At 46.3% G+C, this 18524-nt stretch carries 12 protein-coding genes, 4 tRNA genes and 1 rRNA gene; 15 read left to right on the top strand and 2 right to left on the bottom strand.

From position 1 onward, the window contains the following. Positions 1 to 361: 361 nt before the first annotated feature. From C3V36_02185 to C3V36_02140, 10 genes are all read left to right on the top strand, one after another. Positions 362 to 3252 (top strand): 23S ribosomal RNA (locus tag C3V36_02185). A gap of 222 nt (positions 3253 to 3474) precedes the next feature. Then, positions 3475 to 3547 (top strand) — tRNA-Trp (locus C3V36_02180). Positions 3548 to 3560: 13 nt separating this feature from the next. Then, positions 3561 to 3634, top strand: a tRNA-Asp gene (locus tag C3V36_02175). Between the two features lie 3 nt (positions 3635 to 3637). Further along, positions 3638 to 3710, top strand: a tRNA-Val gene (locus C3V36_02170). Positions 3711 to 3810: 100 nt separating this feature from the next. Further along, positions 3811 to 3887: transfer RNA gene (locus tag C3V36_02165), tRNA-Met, on the top strand. Positions 3888 to 4289: 402 nt separating this feature from the next. Then, positions 4290 to 4889, top strand: a complete 600-nt coding sequence (locus tag C3V36_02160) for a hypothetical protein (GenBank protein ID AVM68162.1) — start codon at positions 4290 to 4292, stop codon at positions 4887 to 4889. A gap of 228 nt (positions 4890 to 5117) precedes the next feature. Continuing rightward, positions 5118 to 5321, top strand: coding sequence for a toxin HicA (locus C3V36_02155; protein ID AVM68161.1), 204 nt, complete (start codon positions 5118 to 5120; stop codon positions 5319 to 5321). 502 nt (positions 5322 to 5823) lie between these two features. Beyond that, on the top strand, positions 5824 to 8007 hold the full coding sequence (locus C3V36_02150; protein ID AVM70407.1) for a 1,4-alpha-glucan branching enzyme: 2184 nt from the start codon (positions 5824 to 5826) through the stop codon (positions 8005 to 8007). A gap of 247 nt (positions 8008 to 8254) precedes the next feature. Beyond that, positions 8255 to 8992 (top strand): MerR family transcriptional regulator, encoded by a 738-nt coding sequence (locus tag C3V36_02145; GenBank protein ID AVM68160.1) that lies wholly within the window; start codon positions 8255 to 8257, stop codon positions 8990 to 8992. A gap of 539 nt (positions 8993 to 9531) precedes the next feature. Beyond that, on the top strand, positions 9532 to 10371 hold the full coding sequence (locus C3V36_02140; GenBank protein ID AVM68159.1) for a methyltransferase: 840 nt from the start codon (positions 9532 to 9534) through the stop codon (positions 10369 to 10371). 327 nt (positions 10372 to 10698) lie between these two features. Here C3V36_02140 and C3V36_02135 read toward each other — a convergent pair whose 3' ends face one another. Further along, positions 10699 to 11700, bottom strand: coding sequence for an L-glyceraldehyde 3-phosphate reductase (locus tag C3V36_02135; protein ID AVM68158.1), 1002 nt, complete (start codon positions 11698 to 11700; stop codon positions 10699 to 10701). A gap of 302 nt (positions 11701 to 12002) precedes the next feature. Further along, complete coding sequence (locus C3V36_02130) at positions 12003 to 12365, bottom strand: hypothetical protein (GenBank protein AVM68157.1); 363 nt, start codon at positions 12363 to 12365, stop codon at positions 12003 to 12005. Between the two features lie 370 nt (positions 12366 to 12735). Here C3V36_02130 and C3V36_02125 point away from each other — a divergent pair, with 370 nt between their 5' ends. From C3V36_02125 to C3V36_02105, 5 genes are read left to right on the top strand one after another with little or no spacing between them, the layout of a single operon-like run. Next, complete coding sequence (locus C3V36_02125; GenBank protein AVM68156.1) at positions 12736 to 14208, top strand: sulfatase; 1473 nt, start codon at positions 12736 to 12738, stop codon at positions 14206 to 14208. A gap of 40 nt (positions 14209 to 14248) precedes the next feature. Then, positions 14249 to 14812: a histidine phosphatase family protein gene (locus C3V36_02120; protein AVM68155.1), complete on the top strand. Its 564-nt coding sequence runs from the start codon at positions 14249 to 14251 to the stop codon at positions 14810 to 14812. A 9-nt stretch (positions 14813 to 14821) separates the two neighbouring features. Further along, positions 14822 to 15922, top strand: a complete 1101-nt coding sequence (locus tag C3V36_02115; protein AVM68154.1) for a DNA repair exonuclease — start codon at positions 14822 to 14824, stop codon at positions 15920 to 15922. Continuing rightward, the gene (locus C3V36_02110) at positions 15919 to 18285 is read left to right on the top strand and encodes a hypothetical protein (GenBank protein AVM68153.1); all 2367 of its coding nucleotides are present in this window, start codon (positions 15919 to 15921) and stop codon (positions 18283 to 18285) included. The genes C3V36_02115 and C3V36_02110 overlap by 4 nt, the downstream gene beginning before the upstream one ends. Positions 18286 to 18308: 23 nt before the next feature. Next, positions 18309 to 18515 carry a hypothetical protein gene (locus C3V36_02105; protein ID AVM68152.1) on the top strand — a complete coding sequence of 69 codons (207 nt, stop codon included), beginning with the start codon at positions 18309 to 18311 and terminating at the stop codon, positions 18513 to 18515. Positions 18516 to 18524: the final 9 nt, after the last annotated feature.

Here is an 18524-nt window from a genome sequence, read left to right as displayed (position 1 = left end):
ATAAACTGATGATTAGACAAGAGAGAAAAACATGAAAATGTTTTTGTTATCCTGGAAACGGAGAAGAAGAACTTTGAAGTTTCCAATCTAAGAAAATGTCAGGGTAAAAAACTTTAATTTATTGCATGCAAGGGAAATGAAAGCGACTGCGAAGCAGACATTTGCATTTACCGATGCAATACTGACAAAATCAATGAACACGAAGCGTGGCAGCTGCGATAGCAGCTGGATTTTGGAAGGCAATAAAGAAAAGCAACTTCAAATTTTACTAAATTAAACTTGAAAGAACAACATATACAATGTTGATTCTCAGGAAAGTCAAGCTACAACGTTTTACTTAATCAGTGAAACGAAAGGACAAAGTTCAAGGAAGTAAGAGCATAGGGGGAATGCCTTGGCACTAGGAGCCGAAGAAGGTCGTGATAAGCTGCGAAAAGCTGTGGGGAGGAGCAAATATCCCGAGATCCACGGATTACCGAATGGGGAAACCCGGCATGTGGAAGACATGTCATGCTGACGTAAATCAAATAGCGTCAGTAAGGGAACCCGGGGAACTGAAACATCTAAGTACCCGGAGGAAGAGAAAGAAACATCGATTTCCTGAGTAGTGGCGAGCGAAAGGGAAAGAGGCCAAACCATGGGGCGAAAGCCTGATGGGGTTCGGACTGCAGGAAGCGAAAGATAGCTACCCGAAAGGTTTTGGGAAAGCCTACCAAAGAAAGTGAAAGTCTTGTAGGGGAAAGCGAAAGATAGCCGGCAGGATCCAGAGTAGCGTAAGACACGAGAAACCTTGCGTGAACGAGCGGGGACCACCCCGTAAGCCTAAATACTACCTAGTGACCGATAGAGAAGCAGTACTGTGAAGGAAAGGTGAAAAGAACCCCGGGAGGGGAGTGAAAAAGAACCTGAAACCCTATGTTTACAAGCAGACGAAGCGCGAGCGACGTCGTACTTTTTGTAGAACGGTCCGGCGAGTTACGTGTATCAGGCGAGGTTAAGTGCGAAAGGCACGGAGCCGAAGGGAAACCAAGTCTTAATAGGGCGAAAGAGTCTGATGCAGTAGACCCGAAACCGGGTGACCTATCCATGAGCAGGTTGAAGTTTCCGTAACAGGGAATGGAGGACCGGACCCACGTCTGTTGAAAAAGGCGGGGATGACTTGTGGATAGCGGAGAAATTTCAATCGAACCCGGAGATAGCTGGTTCTCCTCGAAATAGCTTTAGGGCTAGCCTTGTATTACTTCCATGGAGGTAGAGCACTGACTTCTGGAGGGGGCCTCACCGCTTACCAAAAGATATCAAACTACGAATGCCATAGGAAGGATGTACAGGAGTCAGACAGTCGGAGATAAGTTCGATTGTCGAAAGGGAAAGAGCCCAGACCACCAGCTAAGGTCCCAAAGTACATGTTAAGTGGAAAAGGATGTGAGATTTCAAAGACAACTAGGATGTTGGCTTAGAAGCAGCCATACATTCAAAGAGTGCGTAATAGCTCACTAGTCGAGAGATTTTGCGCCGAAAATGTCCGGGGCTAAAACATGACACCGAAGCTGTGGGATGTAGAAATACATCGGTAGAGGAGCATTGTGCAGATGAAGAAGCGGGATCGGAAGGCACCGTGGAGGATGCACAAGAGAGAATGCCGGAATGAGTAGCGAGATGGAAGTGAGAATCTTTCAGGCCGAATATCCAAGGTTTCCAGAGTAAAGCTGATCTGCTCTGGGTAAGTCGGGGCCTAAGGCGAGGGCGAAAGCCGTAGTCGATGGAGAACTGGTGATAATTCCAGTACCTTGTAGGAACAGAACTGTGGGGACGCAGGAAGATAAGAAGAGCCGGGAAAGGAAAGACCGGTATAAGCGCAAAGGCGGAGCGGGGGAGATACCGCGAGAAAGCTGAAGCGTGATAAGGAGCGAAGGGAAGTAGCGAAGCTTCTGAATCTAAACTGCCAAGAAAAGCCACTATAGATTGTTACAAGCCCGTACCGCAAACCGACACAGGTGGATGAGGAGAGAATCCTAAGGCCGACGGGAGAAGCGTTGTTAAGGAACTCGGCAAAATGACCCCGTAACTTCGGGAAAAGGGGTGCCGGAGAGAAACCGGCCACAGAAAAAAGGCCCAAGCGACTGTTTAGCAAAAACACAGGTCTCTGCGAAACCGAAAGGTGAAGTATAGGGGCTGACGCCTGCCCGGTGCTGGAAGGTTAAGGGGAATGGTTAGACGCGAGTCGAAGCTAGGAACTTAAGCCCCAGTAAACGGCGGCCGTAACTATAACGGTCCTAAGGTAGCGAAATTCCTTGTCGGGTAAGTTCCGACCCGCACGAAAGGCGTAACGATTTGGGCACTGTCTCAACAACGCGCCCGGTGAAGTTGAAGTACTGGTAAAGATGCCAGTTACCCGCGACAGGACGGAAAGACCCCATGGAGCTTTACTCTAGCTTGATATTGGGACTTGATACTGCATGTACAGGATAGGAGGGAGACTGAGAAACTAGCCCGTCAGGGTTGGTGGAGTCGCTGTTGGGATACCTCCCTTGTAGTATTAGGTTTCTAACCTCGTGCCGTAAACCGGTACAGGGACAGTGTCAGGTGGGGAGTTTGACTGGGGCGGTCGCCTCCGAAAGGGTATCGGAGGCGCTCAAAGGTCATCTCAGAATGGTTAGGAATCATTCGCAGAGTGTAAAGGCAGAAGATGGCTTGACTGTGACACCAACAAGTGGAGCAGGTACGAAAGTAGGACTTAGTGATCCGGTGGTAAGAAAGTGGGATTGCCATCGCTCAACGGATAAAAGCTACCCTGGGGATAACAGGCTAATCACTCCCAAGAGTTCACATCGACGGAGTGGTTTGGCACCTCGATGTCGGCTCATCGCATCCTGGGGCTGAATTCGGTCCCAAGGGTTGGGCTGTTCGCCCATTAAAGCGGTACGCGAGCTGGGTTCAGAACGTCGTGAGACAGTTCGGTCCCTATCCGTCGTGGGCGCAGGATATTTGAGAGGAGCTGTCCTTAGTACGAGAGGACCGGGATGGACTGACCTCTGGTGAATCTGTTGTTTTACCAAGAGCATAGCAGAGTAGCCAAGTTGGGAAGGGATAAACGCTGAAGGCATCTAAGCGTGAAGCCCCCCTCAAGATAAGATATCCCATTCGAAAGAAGTAAGACCCCTGGAAGACGACCAGGTTGATAGGCTCTGGGTGTAAGTGCAGTAATGCACTCAGCTGAGGAGTACTAATCGGTCGAGGCCTTGAACTAAGAAAGTCCGAGCGGACTTTCCTGGGAATCAAGATTGTATATGAATGCAAAGCGCCTGACATTTGAAGTCTGAGCATCAGTTTTTCTTATTTGATAATAACAAGTGTCAAGAGATAAAAGCATGAGTAAGAAGTCGTTTTGGTAAAAACGAGCGAATTACGAGTGATTTTGTCAGGATTGCAGGAGCAATCCGGTATTATCGTTTTAAACACATTGAACGTTTTAGGGGTATAGTTCAGTTGGTAGAACGTCGGTCTCCAAAACCGGATGTCGTGGGTTCGAGTCCTACTACCCCTGTTAGTGACTTTTTGGCCCAATGGTTCAGTCGGTTAGAACGCCGCCCTGTCACGGCGGAGGTCAGGGGTTCGAGTCCCCTTTGGGTCGTATGGGCGCTTAGCTCAGCTGGGAGAGCACCTGCCTTACAAGCAGGGGGTCACAGGTTCGAGCCCTGTAGCGCCCATTCAAAATATTCGTTGTCTTGCGGCGCGGGTATTTTTTAGAAAAAAGGTTTGGAATCAAGCTTAAATATCGGTTTGTCTGAACCGGAATCAATTTAATACGGCGATGTAGCTCAGCTGGCTAGAGCATGCGGTTCATACCCGCAGTGTCGGAGGTTCAAGTCCTCTCATCGCTACGAAAAAAGCTTATCGGGATTAAAACTGGTAAGCTTTTTTGTGATGGCGAAAAAATTGGATAAGGATAATAGAGTCAATAAATTAGTATTTTTGTTTGTTTAACGCCGGGGTGTTAAATTTAAAATAGAGTAGACAGCCAATATTTATTGAAAGAGAATCATTTTTATTAAAACAATTCATATATTTTTAGATTATGTTTGCTTTATTTTGTTTAGAAAAATAGCCAAAAATAAAAAAATATTTATTTTCGATTATGAAACGAAATAATAACACTTTTATTTAAAAATAAGAAAATAAAAAAAAATAGAAGAATATATAGTTATATTGCGAATAGATTATTTATAAAAACAGTAATAAAATAAAATTGAAAACAAGAATTGCTGATTAGGAAGTGAGGAGCAGATATGAAAAAGAAAAATTTATTTGCTTTAGGGGTTGCGGTTGTTGTTCTGACGGCCTGTCAGTCAGCGGGGTCAAAGCAAGAGAATACCCGCTGGTTTGCTGAGGGGCAGGCGGAACTGAAAATTTTGGCGGGCAGTTATCAAGATTTATTGAGAGAAACGCAGGTATTGGCTGAGGTTTTGGTTTTAGATGAAAAAGAAGATACGCCGGTTGCCGTGTCAGATGGGACTACCAGTTATGGCGTGACCAAAACAATGGTTAAGGTAATGAAAATTCTGAAAAATGAAAAGGAAGTGGCAGTAGGTGATAAAATTTATGTGTGGGAAGATTATTTTTTAACAAAAAATAAGCAGGGACAGGAATATTATATTACAACCGAGGGTTATCGGCCGATGACAGTGGGGGAAAAATATTATTTATTCCTAAAAGAAAATGGTGAGGGCATTTATGAAAGCGCATTTTCGATTACCGGCTGTTATCAGGGAAAATATGCGGTTAAAGATTTGAAAAAAGAAGATTTTACAGAAATTGAGTTTGGCGAGGGCGGCCGCGAAGCCTATGTTGAATTGCTGAAGGATGTGAAAGGGAACTTGGAATTTTAAGAAGCGGTAATGCGGTGAGAACGACGCTTACATTTGATATATTGTCATGCTTAGTTTTTATCAGTATAAAAGAGTTTGCAGAAATTGCAGGCTCTTTTTGCTTTCTTTCAAAAGATAGGCTCATTTGAATTACTTACCATTTACCTAAAATGAAGCAAAGAAACGCTTGACCGATACGTGTGCACATATTAGAATGAAATAAAAAGGATGGGATATGAAAGATAAGAACTGTTAGATTTATTCCTGAAAAATGGCTGGGAATTAAGAAGAATAAAGGGTGGTCATCATCATTTTTATAAAGACGGAAAAAGAGAAACGATTGCCATACATAACAAGGAAATGAATCCTGTTTTAGCACGAAAAATAATTGACAGGAATGGATTAAAATCATCAGAGGAAAGGAGAATGATAATTCTTTTGTTACGCTGGTAAGTGCCAATGTAAACCCGAAGAAAAAAGACCGCTCTGTGAAAAAAACACTTACCCTGCCCCAGTGGCTGAATGAACGGGCTGAGAAGCAGGGAATTAATTTTTCCCAGACCTTACAGGAAGCATTGCTGCATAAAATCATTTAAACAGCCGGATAACGGGGAATGAGCAGCTTGTCTGCATAAGTGCAGCATGATGTGCCTTTCGCAGTTTAAATATTTTTCAGAGACAGTAGTAAAAATAAAAAATTTATGTTATAATGATTCTTGTAAGTATTGCAGAGAAAAAGCCATATTTTAATGATATTTTTGTTAAAACAGACCGGTTCGTCAAAACTGTTTTGGGGTTTTGAGAAAAATGCTTTCCGCATTCGGATATTCGGGTTTCAAAGGAAAACGGTATGCGGGATTTTCCGGTGGCCGAATGGCGGGTTTGGTTTGCTCTGCATTCAGGCAAAGGCTATGGTTTCTATATGGCTGTGAAAGGAATTAGGGAGGATGTATTTATGAAAGAGTATATTAATATTGAAGAAATGAATGAGCTGACTGGAGCCAGACATGCCGATCCTCATCATATTTTAGGTATTCATCCGTGGGAGGGAAAATATTATATTAACGCCTATCAGCCTTTTGCCAAAACAATTTCGGCAGTGGACAAAAAGACCGGACAGACGTTTCCACTGGAAAAAGTAAGAGAGAACGGCTTTTTTACTGTCGAGTTGTCGGAGAAAATCGATTATGAACTGCATTATACCGATTATCAGGATAATGCCTGGGTCAGAGAAGACCCGTACAGCTTTGCGCCGGTGATTAGTGATTTGGATAAATATCTGTTTGCGCAGGGCAATCATTATCAGATTTATGAAAAGCTGGGCGCGCATATTATGGAAGTAAACGGGGTGAAGGGCGTACTGTTCGCCGTTTGGGCGCCCAATGCCGTTCGGGTGTCGGTAGTCGGCAATTTCTGCGGCTGGGACGGCCGGATTTTCCCGATGCGGCGGCTCCCCGAGTGTGGTATTTTTGAGCTCTTTATTCCGCGTTTGGGAGAAAATGAGCATTATAAGTATGAAATTCGGACGCACGAGGGCTATGTTTTTGAAAAATATGACCCCTATGGCGTTTATGCCGAAAAACGGCCGGAAACAGCGTCCATCACCTTTGATATCAATCGCTATCAGTGGCAGGACGAGGAATGGCGCAAGGCCAAGGAAAAGAAAGATGCCTTAAATGCGCCGCTGGCGATTTATGAGCTGCATTTGGGCTCATGGCGGCGAAGTGGCGAAAACGGCTTTTTAAATTACCGGCAGATCGCCGAGGAATTAACCGAATATGTCAAGGACATGAATTATACGCATGTCGAGTTGATGCCGATCACCGAGCATCCGCTGGACGCTTCCTGGGGCTATCAGGTGACGGGCTATTACGCGCCGACGTCGCGGTTTGGCACGCCGGAGGATTTCATGTATTTTGTCGATTATCTGCACCAGCATGGGATTGGCGTCATTTTGGACTGGGTGCCGGCGCATTTCCCGAAAGACGCGCATGGCTTGATCCGCTTTGACGGAACGGCGCTGTATGAGCATGCCGACCGCCGGCAGGGCGAGCATCCGCACTGGGGCACTTTGATATATAACTATGGCCGCAATGAGGTGAAAAACTTCCTGATTGCCAATGCCCTGTACTGGGTCGAGAAATATCATGTTGACGGCCTGCGGGTCGACGCGGTCGCTTCGATGCTGTATTTGGATTACGGCAAGGAAAGCGGCGAGTGGATTCCCAATCCGCACGGCGGCAAGGAAAATCTGGATGCAATCGAGTTTTTTAAGCATTTAAACTCAATTATTTATCAAAGGAACCCGCAGGTTATGATGATCGCCGAGGAATCAACCTCCTGGCACGGTGTGTCCCGGCCGACGGATATGGGCGGTTTGGGCTTCGGCTTTAAATGGAATATGGGCTGGATGAATGATTTCCTGCGCTATATTGAAAAAGAGCCGATTCATCGCAAATACCATCATCACGATTTGACTTTCAGCATGATTTATGCTTATACGGAAAACTTTATTTTGGTGCTGAGCCATGATGAGGTAGTGCATGGCAAGGGTTCCATGATTGGTAAAATGCCGGGCGATTACTGGCAAAAGTTTGCCAATCTCCGCTGTGCTTACGGCTTTATGTACGGTCATCCCGGCAAAAAGCTGCTGTTTATGGGCGGTGAGTTTGGACAGTTTGATGAATGGAGCGAGAATAAGAGTTTGGATTGGAATCTGCTGGAATACGATAAGCACCGGCAGTTGAAGGAGTATGTTCGGGATTTGAACGTATTGTACCGGAAAGAACCGGCGCTGTGGCAAATGGATTATAATTATCTGGGCTTTGAATGGATTAATTGTCAGGACTCGGAAGAAAGCATCGTTTCCTTTGTCCGCAAGGCCGATAATCCGAATGACTGTATCGTGGTGGTTAGTAATTTTACGCCGGTGCCTAAGACTTTGCACCGGATCGGTGTGCCGTATGAAGGCGTATACACCGAAATTTTAAACAGCGATGATGTCAAATACGGCGGCAGCGGTATCTGCAATGAAAAGCCGATTCACAGCGAAATGATTCCGTATGACGGCAAGGAGTACTCGATTGGCCTGAAGGTTTCGCCGCTGGCAACGATTGTGTTTAAGTACAGCCAGTTTTAAAGGCAAAAGCACGGTTCCGTATATCCCGGATTAGTGCGCGGTTTTTGAGGATTGACGCTTTGGCGGTGCAAGAAATGATTTTTGCTTAGGTCGGATCGTTGATAAAAAATAAGTTTTTAGCCGGTGGGGTGTTCCTGCCGGCTTTTTGTAGGGGAAATTTTGAAATTTTTTCAAAAAAAATTCCCTAAAAGGGCTTGACTATAACATAACGGAATAGTTTATACTAAAATTGTCAGGAGGTGATTCGATGTATTTGATTAAAAAGGTCAGTGAAATCAGTGGTGTATCGGTGCGCACTTTACATCATTATGATGAGATTGGATTATTATCCCCCCGCAAACAGAAAAATGGATACAGATATTATTCAGAAGAGGATATGTCAATTTTGCAGACGATATTATTCTATAAATATTTGGGGTTTTCTTTGAAGCGGATAAAAGAATTGCTGAAAACAGGGGATGATGAGCTGCTGCCTCATTTAAGAAAGCAGCTGACCTTAATGCAAACGGAAAAGCAAAGACTTCTAATCCTGATAGCCACTTTAGAAAAAACAATTGAGTCGGAGGAAAGGAGAACTACTATGTCGACCAAAGAAAAGTTTAACGGCTTTACCTATCAGGACAATCAGAGATATAAGCAAGCCGCAATGGATAAGTACGGCAAGGAAGTTGTGGAGAAAGCGCTGGAAAGGCAAAAAGGAAAAGAGCAGGAAATTACAGATGGGTTTAATCAAATTTTCTTTGCTTTTTCGGAAAATATGGGCAACGGATTAAAAGCTGTGGCCAAAGAAAATGTAGAATTAGCCAAGAACTTACAGGAACATCTGTGCAAATATTGTTTTGACTGTTCTAATAAAGTATTTTCCAGCATTGGTTATGGTTACGCCCAAGATCCAGAGTTTAAGAAAAACATAGATCAATTTGGCGCAGGAACGGCGCAGTATGTGTGCGATGCTATTCAGCGGTATGTAAGTGAAAAAAAGTAAAAGACCGAATCGGAAAGCGCTAAAGAGAAAAGATTTCCATTCAGGCAAGGGGCTCATAATTCGTTAAAGTTGACGAATTATGAGCCTTGGTTTAGAATAGTAAAGCAAACAAATAGAGAAAAAAAATAAGGCTGTCTTGCCTATAGAACAAAAAAATATTAATTTTGTCTTGAGTATAAGACAAAAAAATCAATAAATGTCTTGTCTAAAAGACGAAAATGATATATAAAAGTGCAGGGTTATCGATCGGCAAACAGACAGTGATAAACTATAGAATTTTATTCCAGACGCTGAATGCCTGCTGCTTACCAATAGTGAGGAAGCAGAGATGGAGCAGAATGGAATCCCGATTCACGTTGTTCCGATGTGGAAGTGGCTGCTGGCCGGGAAATAAAACTTAAGATTGGTGCGCCAGTGGAAAGGAAACGCACGGAACATGGTTTGCAGTACAGGAATGTAAAAAACTGCTGTCGGAAAGGCTATGACTTTCGGCGGCGGGCGGGAAGGATAGGAAAATTGCGGAAAATATAGGGGGTGCGATGACGATGGAAAAAGTTAGGATAGAAAAAAATACGGTTCAAGAAACGCTGATGGTTCCGCTATATGGAAGAAAAATGTGTTCTGAAAAGTTTCCTGAACTCTATACCGATAGTTTTGCCGAAAAATTATGTGCCAGATTAGATTATGATTTTACAGAATTAGAAAAAAAGAATCATTCATTCTTGTATGAATTCGGTTCGCTTGAAGCGGCAATGAGGCAGCTGGATATTATCTGGGAGATTAAAGAGTATCTGAAAAAGCATCCAAAAGCAACGATTGTAAATCTTGGCTGCGGTTTAGATGAAACGGGAAAGGCTTGCGATAATGGGCTTTGCCATATCGTAAATGTGGATTTTCCCGATGTGATAGCAGTTCGTAAAGCGCTGATTGCTGACCAGGAGAGAGAAAAGAGTATTGCCTGCGACTTGAAAGATTATTCGTGGATGGATCAGATTGATAGCACGGAGGGTGCCATTTTCTTTGCGGCGGGAGTATTTCATTATTTTAAGATGGCGGAAGTAAAGGCATTGGTATTAGAGCTTGCCCAAAGATATAAAGGCGGCTGCTTGGTGTTTGATAGTGTAGGTAAGCTCGGTTTGAAGCTGATGATGTCAAAAGCGCTGAAGAATATGGGGATTCGTGATGTCGAGGGATTCTTTTATGTCAACAATCCGATAAGAGAACTAAGCTGGTCAGAAAAAATAAAAGTGACTTCAAAAGGCTATATGTTAGGATATTATGACATGAAAAGCCCTAATATTCGCTGCTCTCATCGTTTTCTGGCGCGAATAGGCGACAGGATGATGAAAATGGCCATCAACAAAATGGAGTTTGAATAACTCGATTTTCCCATATTTGATAAAACAGTCTTTTTTAGAGAGGCCATCCACCCGGGCAGAAGTGCGCAGCATTTCGATCAGGGGAAAGTTGAGTGAATAGAATTAGAATAGATTGAGGGGAAACAGGCAAAGAAAAAGTGGCAAATACTTGTCTTGCATCCCAAATAAAAAACAGAGCTGCCGGCAGTGACGATGCCATCACTGTCAGCAGCTTTTTCTTTATTATGGCTTTCTCTGCCAAGGGCTTTGCCTTTTGTCCGGCGGCAGCCTATAAAAGACGGCAGGGAAAGTAAAATGAATTGTTATCGCTTTGGTTGCTCAAATATGTTAAATCTTCTGGGTAGCCAAAATATAGATTTCTTTTAATTCCTGAGCGCTGAACTGTAAGTTTTCTAAGGCTTTTACATTTTCCTCCACCTGCTCTGGCCGGCTGGCACCGATAATGACGGAAGTAATGGCCTTATCCTGCAACAGCCAAGCAATTGCCATCTGCGACAGAGTTTGTCCCCGCTTTTGGGCTAAGAAGTTCAGCTCGATCAAGCGCACTTTCATTTCTTGGGTCAGTTTTTGTTTAAGCCCGGTGTTGGCTTTGTGGTAGCGCGAATCCTCCGGTACACCGTCTAAGTAGCGGCTGGTCAGAAGCCCCTGTGACAGCGGCGAATAAACGGCCAAACCGATACCGTTTTGCGCGGCAAAGTTTTTCAAACCATCGTCCTCAATCCAACGGTTTAAGATGGAGTAAGAAGGCTGATTAAGAATAAATGGTGTTTTCAGTTCTTTGAAAATCTTGGAGATTTTTTTGGTTTGCTCCTGATTGTAATTGGAAATTCCAACATAAAGGGCTTTGCCCTGACGGACGACCTGATCCAGTGCCAGCGCGGTTTCTTCCAGCGGCGTTTCCGGATCGTAAACATGATGATAGAAGATATCAACATAGTCAAGGTCCATTCGTTTTAAGCTGTCCTCTAAAGAAGTAATCAGATATTTGCGGCAGCCGTTTTTGGTACCGTAAGGGCCGGGCCACATATCATATCCGGCTTTGGTAGCAATACAAAGCTCGTTCCGGTACTGTCCCAGGCCTTTTTTCAAAATGGTGCCGAAGTTCAGCTCGGCCGTGCCGTTATAGGGATAACCGTAATTATTGGCTAAATCAAAATAAGTGATGCCGTGGTCAAAAGCAGTCCGGCAGATTTGCTCCATTTGAGCAATATTGCTTTCATGGCCGAAGTTCTGCCATAGGCCGAGCGCCAGTGCCGACAGCTTTAAGCCGCTGTTGCCGCAGCGATGATAAGGCATTTGTTCATAACGCTTTTCATTTGCCTGATACATAGAAAGTCCTCCTTCCGGTACATTTATTTAGTTGCTGATTGGATTTATTATATCATAAATCAAGCGTGAGTGCGAGAAAATCCTGCGGATTTTCTCTCCGCATCAGCACTCATATAGGCTGTTCGCCAAAAATGCTTATGCCCGCAAGCGTGCCTGTATTTTTGGCTCACATCCTGCACTCACGCTTTTATTGCGCAGCATTATAACATAGATTTGGCGTGAGTGCGAGAAAATCCTTACGGATTTGGTTACAGTTCTCTCCGCATCAGCGTTCATATAGGCTTTTTTATTTTTTTAAGTTATCATGCCTGTGCCAGCGGAACGGCCACATGAATATCTTCCCAGCTGCGGGGTACCTTGTACCATAATGCGCCGAAAAACTTTCTTTGATAGGAGCGGACTCCGTCGGGCGCTTTGTTGCAGGTAAAATGAAAAGGAATATAATCAATGGAATTAACCGAAACGGGAATATTAGCCAGCATGGAGGCAGAAAAAGAAATGTCGAACGGCAGGCAAAATTCAAAATCAAAAATCAGAAAAGTAAACTTTTTCTTTTCGGAAACAGGAATGTCCTGATCGGATTCCCGCATCGACAAAAAAGTGAAAGAAGAAAAGGGAGGCACTTTTTCGGTGTATGAATCAGGGGGATCAAAGGTTTGACGCATGACATGATTCCTTTCTTAAACAAACAGGTTGACTCGGAGCGAAACACCGCGCCGAACAGAACACAAAAGAAATATATTTGAGTTAGGAATCAAGTAAAAAGATAATAAAGCGAAATCAAACATATTGCTCTGCATCTTAAATATCGGCTGCATTTTTAAAATCTTAACAGCTCGCTGAATGAAAATCTTAATTGACAAAGCCGGTAAAAGTCCTTAAAATAAAAGTTACAGTTTAGGAAAGCCATTTGTGGGCGACCTGCCCCTGATTGGAGTGCTGCGCACTTTTGCCCGGGCGGGCATTCTGCTAAAAACTTTATGGAAGATGGGAAGTTGAGTAATTGATTTACTGATAAAAAAGGAAAAGAAAAAAATGAAAGCAATTATGCTGATGTTTGACTCATTAAACCGTCACTATCTGCCGAATTACGGCTGCGACTGGACAAAACTGCCCAATTTTGAGCGGCTGGCACAAAAGACAGTAACTTTTGACACTTTTTATGCGGGAAGCCTCCCCTGTATGCCGGCGCGGCGTGAACTCCATACCGGGCGGCCGCATTTTTTGCATTCGGATTGGAGCTGTTTGCAGCCCCAAGATTTTTCTTTGTTTGAGGAAATGACACAAAACGGGATATACAGCCATATTGTGACCGATCATTTTCATTATTGGGAAGATGGCGGCAATTCTTATCTGCAAAGATACAGCAGCTTTGAAATGATCAGGGGGCAGCAGGGCGACCCGTGGATTGGACAGGTAGCTGCTCCGGCTATTCCGGCCAATGACTCGAAAAGGACCGGCAATCCCCGCTGGCGGCAGGATTGGGTCAACCGCGGCTACTTAGACAAGGAAGAAAAAATGCCGCAGTATTTGACCATGGAAAGAGGTCTTGATTTTATTCATCGCTCACATGACCAGGATAACTGGTTTTTGCAGATCGAGTGCTTTGATCCGCATGAGCCGTTTTTTGCGCAGCCCGCTTTTCAGCAGCTGTACCCGCATGAATATACGGGCAAGCATTTTGACTGGCCGGATTACGGCTGGATTGAGGACAAGGAAAAGATCCGGCATATCCGCTATGAATATGCGGCTTTGCTCAGTATGTGCGATGCTTATTTGGGCAAACTCTTGGATACGATGGATCAGTATGATTTGTGGCGGGATACGATGCTGATTGTCAATACCGACCATGGCTTTTTGCTGGGCGAGCATGGCTATATCGGCAAAAATATTATGCCGCTGTACGAGGAACTGTCGCATTTACCGTTTTTTATGTATGATCCCAGAAACGGTAAACAGGGCGAACGCTGCAGCGCTTTGGCGCAAACGATTGATATTCCGGTTACTTTGGCTGGTTATTTTGGCATCCGGCCGCCCAAATACGCGGTTGGAGAGGATTTAAGCCAAATGGTCGAAACCGGTGAGGCGAATAGAACTTCGGCGGTGTTTGGTGTGTTCGGTGGTATGCTGAATATTACCGACGGCCGTTATGTTTATATGAAGGCGCCGGTTCATTCGGAAAATCAGCCCTTATTTAACTATACTTTAATCCCCAATCATATGAATTGGCGTTTTAAAAAAGAGGAATTGAGCAATATTCAAATTACCGGCGAGTTTGCTTTCACGGACGGAATCCAGCTGATGAAGCTGCCGGCCAAGGTGGGGTTGCCGGAGTGCCTGCAGCGCGACCGGCTGTTTGACCTAGTAGCTGATCCGAAGCAACAGGCGGAGATAGAAGATGAGAGCGTGCGGCAAGAACTGGAGCAGCAGTTGATAGAGCATTTAACCGCATGCGAAGCGCCGGGCGACCAGTGGGAACGCTTCGGACTAAATCCGCAGCAGAATTAAAGCGGCTGCGGGAACTCTTAAATGAACCGGAGGTGTCAATATGACGAAACTTTATTTTGTCCGGCATGCTCAGTCTGATTATACCAATCATGATGAACGCAGCCGCCCGTTAAGCGAGCAAGGCTTAAAAGACCGGGAGCTGGTTACTCGGTTTTTGCGGGATAAAAATATTTCCGTCCTGCTGTCCAGCCCTTACCGGCGGAGCATGGATACGCTGCGGCCTTTTGCCGAGGAAAACAGCTTGACGTTTCAGCTGTGTGAAGACTGGCGGGAAAGAAAAATCGAAAATGAATGGATTGAAGATTTTGAGGCTTTTTCGGCCCGACAATGGCAGGATTTTGATTATAAGCTGCCCGGCGGAGAGAGCCTACGCCAGGTCCAGGAGCGCAATATCAGAGCGGTGGGAGAAGCGTTGACCCTGTATGAAGGGAAGAACATTGCCATCGGCACGCATGGAACGGCGCTGAGTACGATTCTGTGCTATTATCAGCCGGAGTTTGGCTATGCTGATTTTCAGCGGATTTTGCCGAAAATGCCGTGGGTTGTCTGCCTGTACTTTGAAAAGCAGACATACTTAGGGCAAGAGGAATGGGACTTGACTTAGGAGGGCGATATGAAGATAATTCACTGCGCCGATGTGCATTTGGATTCAAAAATGACGGCGCATTTGCCGCCGGAGAAAGCCGGGCAGCGGCGGCGCGAACTGCTCCATACCTTTCGCCGGATGCTCGAGTTTGCCGCCCAAAATGAAGTGGCGGCGGTGATTATTGCCGGTGATTTGTTTGACGGCGACCGGATTTCGGCACTGGCTAAGAACACGGTTTATGAGGGTATTACCGCCTATCCGTATATAGATTTTTATTATTTGCGGGGCAATCATGACGCCTCCTCTTTCTTAAATGAATTGACGGACATTCCGCCGAACCTGAAATTATTCGGTCAGGAATGGACATATTATACGGCTGATACCGGCGGCGCAGGCAATATTGTGATTAGCGGGCTGGAATTAACCGAACAAAATCTGCACCGGCGGTATGAGGATTTAACTTTGGACAGCCGGTGTTTTAATATCGTGGTTCTGCACGGCCAGATCGGCAGCGGCGGACAAGCGGAAAGCATCCATTTAAAAGGCCTGCAAAATAAGGGCATTGATTATTTGGCACTGGGGCATATTCATTCGTATCAAATGGAAAAACTGGATGCCCGGGCCAGTTATTGTTACAGCGGCTGTTTGGAAGCCAGAGGCTTTGACGAGTGCGGCGAACATGGTTTTGTGCTCCTGGAAATTGACGGGCAGACGAGGCAGTACCGGCATACTTTTGTGCCGGCGGCGGCACGCCGTTTTCATGAGATCTTTGTTGATATCAGCGCCTGCCGCAGCAGCGGCGAGATTGCCGGCAGGATTGAGGGGCTTTTGCAGGCGCAGGCCTTTGCTCCCGGCGATATGATGAAGCTGATTTTAACCGGCCGGCAGGAGATTGGAGCAGAAAAGGACGTGGAAATGCTGACCCAGCAGTTTCGGGACAGGTTTTATTTTTTTAAGATTTATGATCAGGCCGGCTGGCAGGTTGATTACCGGTGCTATGAAACGGAGCCGACCCTAAAAGGCGAATTTGTCCGGCTTTTGCAGCGGCAGGAGAATCTTGACGAAGCAGAAAAAGCCGAGATAATTCAATTTGGCCTGAGCGCATTAAACGGCGAGGTGATGGAATGAAACTGCTGGACTGTTATATAGAGGGCTTTGGGAAATTTAGCCGCCAGAGTTTTTCCTTTACCGAAAGCGGGCAATATTGCGCGGCCAATGGTTGGGGAAAAAGCACTTTGGCGGCTTTTATCCGGGTGATGTTTTACGGCTTTGCCGGCGAGCGGCGGCAGGATGAGCTGTCGAATGAGCGCAAACGCTATGCGCCTTGGCAGGGCGGCGGCTATGGCGGGGAGCTGAGTTTTCAGGCGCGGGGAAAAAGTTATCGGATTAGCCGCAGCTTTGGCATCAATCAAGGCAAAGATGTATTTGAACTGCGGGATTTGGCAAGTAATCAAATCAGTCGGGACTTTACGGACAGGATTGGCGAGGAACTGTTTCAAATTGACGCCCGGTCCTTTGCCCGCACCCTTTTTATTGCGCAAAATGATGCCAAAAGTATGGAAACGACGCCGCTGATTCAGGCCAAGATTGGCAGGATATCGGAAGATACCGCTGATCTCGGCGGTTATGACAGCGCCATTGAAAAGCTGACCAAAAAGCTGGCGGAATTAAACGGCCGCAGCCCGGCGGCGCTTTTGCCGGCACTGAAAAATCAAATGACGGCATTGGCCGAAGAAATAAAGAGCGGAGCAGCACTTGAACGCCGGGAAACGGCGCTTTTGCAGACGCAGGCAGAACAAAAAAAACGCCGGGTGCAGCTGCGGCAGGAAATGGAAGCTGACCGGGCGGAAAAGGAAAAACAGTTGATCAAGGCGGCAGCAAGAAGGGCCAGACAAACGGCGTATGAGCTGACCGAGGAAGAAGCGGCGCACTTAGCCAGACTGCGGCTACGGTTTGCCGACGGCCGGCCGGAGCGGGCCGAGATTGAGCGGGCGCTGGCTGCGGAAAGAGAAATTGCCTTGCTGCAAAGCGAGCTCGCGCTGCGGCAAATGACCGAAGCCGAGCAGGCTCGTCTTTTGAAATATGAAAAGATTTTTACCAGAGGCTGGCCAACCGAGCCGGAACTTGAGCAGCAAATAGAGGGCTGGCAGCAAAAAGCGGCAAAAGAACAAAAACAGTTGACGAACCGGTTAAAAGCAGAAGAATTAGGGCAGCAAATAGAAGGGCTCCGGCGGCAAAGGAGAATAGCGGATGCCTGCCTGTTTTTGGCGGGCGCAGTTTTTTTGGCGATGATTGGTGTGGCTTTTTGGCAGCCTTTGGCGGCGGCTGTTTTCGCGGTCATTGCCGCGGCGGCCATGTGTTTTGGCTGGTATAAAAGAAGCCGCTGCCGGCTGAAAGACAAAGAACAGGAGTACTTTCAAACCAAACAGCAGACGGAAAACGACCAAAGGGAAATAGCCGGTGCTGAAAAAGCAGCGGCCGACTTTTTCGCCGAATATGGGATGCCCTATCAGGCGGAGAAAATGCCGGCGCTTTTATATGAGTGGGCGCAGTATCGCCGGGAATACGATGTGCTATCCACCAAACGGCAAGCGGCGGAGGCTTCGCCGGCTCGGGCTGAGCTGTCAAAAAAGTTGGAGCGGCGGGCCGAGCTTTTGGCGGCTTATAACATAAACTTGACAACCGGTGAAGGCGGAGAAAAAGCCTTGCGTCAGCTGCTGGCTGAATGCGAAGAATATGAGCGCCTGCAGCAAAAAAGCGGGCAGGCGGCCGCGCATCGCAGCGAGCAGAGCGATGGCAGCACAGAAACCGGCAATGACTTGGCGGTTGAAGCGCCGGTGCCGGAAATAGAGGGCGCTGCCTCGGTTGCGGATACAGCACCGGAGGAACAAATTTTGAGTTTGGAAGAAAAGATTCGTCGCTGCGCCGCGGAAGCAGAGGCCATTGACGCGGCTTTAGCAGAGGCAGACCGGCAGCTGCTGGCGCTTCAGGTACAAAGAGAAGAGGTATTATCGGCCGAAAGTAAGCTCTTAGCGGTGCAGGCCGATTATGAGGCCGGTCAAAAAAAATATGATACGCTGCAAAAAACCAAGCAGTTTTTGGAGCAGGCGCGGAGTTTATTTACTCAAAAATACAGAGCCCCGTTGCTGGCGGCCTTTCAGGAGTATTATCAAACGCTGACCGGACAGACGGCGGAGGAATATTTTTTGGATGCCGATTTGCATTTGACGGTGCGGGAAGCGGGTTTGCAGCGAGAGCCGGGCTTTTTCAGTGCTGGCCGGCAGGACTTGATTGGCTTTTGTATGCGGCTGGCGCTGGTCAAGGTGATGTACCGGCAGGAGAAACCATTTATTCTGCTGGATGACCCTTTTGCCAACTGGGATCAGGACAGCATCGAAAAAGGGCTGCAATTTTTGCGGGAAATCAGCAGTGATTATCAAATCCTCTATTTTACCTGCCATCCAAGCCGGGCGTTTGCCGCCGGAGAATAACCGATCTTTTGTGGTGAAATTACTTGCTTGTTTACGGGTTTCTCCGGGGCATCGGTATGCAAACGCACCTGCTCGGTTCCGGCCAAAGTTTTCATTTTTTGCTGCAAAGGCAGGAAATGTTTACCGGCTTCCCCGAAGTAATTTGTCAGGTGAAAAGGGCAGAGTTTTCGTGTCAGGGGAAAGGCAGTTCCGGCGAACATGGAAAAGCTGAAATTAGAAATAACTTTTGAAAAAAGCAG

Source organism: Lachnospiraceae bacterium oral taxon 500 (assembly GCA_002999035.1).
GTDB lineage: Bacteria > Bacillota > Clostridia > Lachnospirales > Vallitaleaceae > W11650.
The sequence above is the reverse complement of the archived record's forward strand: the minus strand, read 5'-3'. Positions and strand labels throughout refer to the sequence as shown.

Coding starts and splice junctions, on each gene's coding strand:
- C3V36_02160 (AVM68162.1), top strand. CDS start 4,290: ATGAAAAAGAAAAATTTATTTGCTTTAGGGGTTGCGGTTGTTGTTCTG.
- C3V36_02150 (AVM70407.1), top strand. CDS start 5,824: ATGAAAGAGTATATTAATATTGAAGAAATGAATGAGCTGACTGGAGCC.
- C3V36_02145 (AVM68160.1), top strand. CDS start 8,255: ATGTATTTGATTAAAAAGGTCAGTGAAATCAGTGGTGTATCGGTGCGC.
- C3V36_02140 (AVM68159.1), top strand. CDS start 9,532: ATGACGATGGAAAAAGTTAGGATAGAAAAAAATACGGTTCAAGAAACG.
- C3V36_02135 (AVM68158.1), bottom strand. CDS start 11,700: ATGTATCAGGCAAATGAAAAGCGTTATGAACAAATGCCTTATCATCGC.
- C3V36_02130 (AVM68157.1), bottom strand. CDS start 12,365: ATGCGTCAAACCTTTGATCCCCCTGATTCATACACCGAAAAAGTGCCT.
- C3V36_02125 (AVM68156.1), top strand. CDS start 12,736: ATGAAAGCAATTATGCTGATGTTTGACTCATTAAACCGTCACTATCTG.
- C3V36_02120 (AVM68155.1), top strand. CDS start 14,249: ATGACGAAACTTTATTTTGTCCGGCATGCTCAGTCTGATTATACCAAT.
- C3V36_02115 (AVM68154.1), top strand. CDS start 14,822: ATGAAGATAATTCACTGCGCCGATGTGCATTTGGATTCAAAAATGACG.
- C3V36_02110 (AVM68153.1), top strand. CDS start 15,919: ATGAAACTGCTGGACTGTTATATAGAGGGCTTTGGGAAATTTAGCCGC.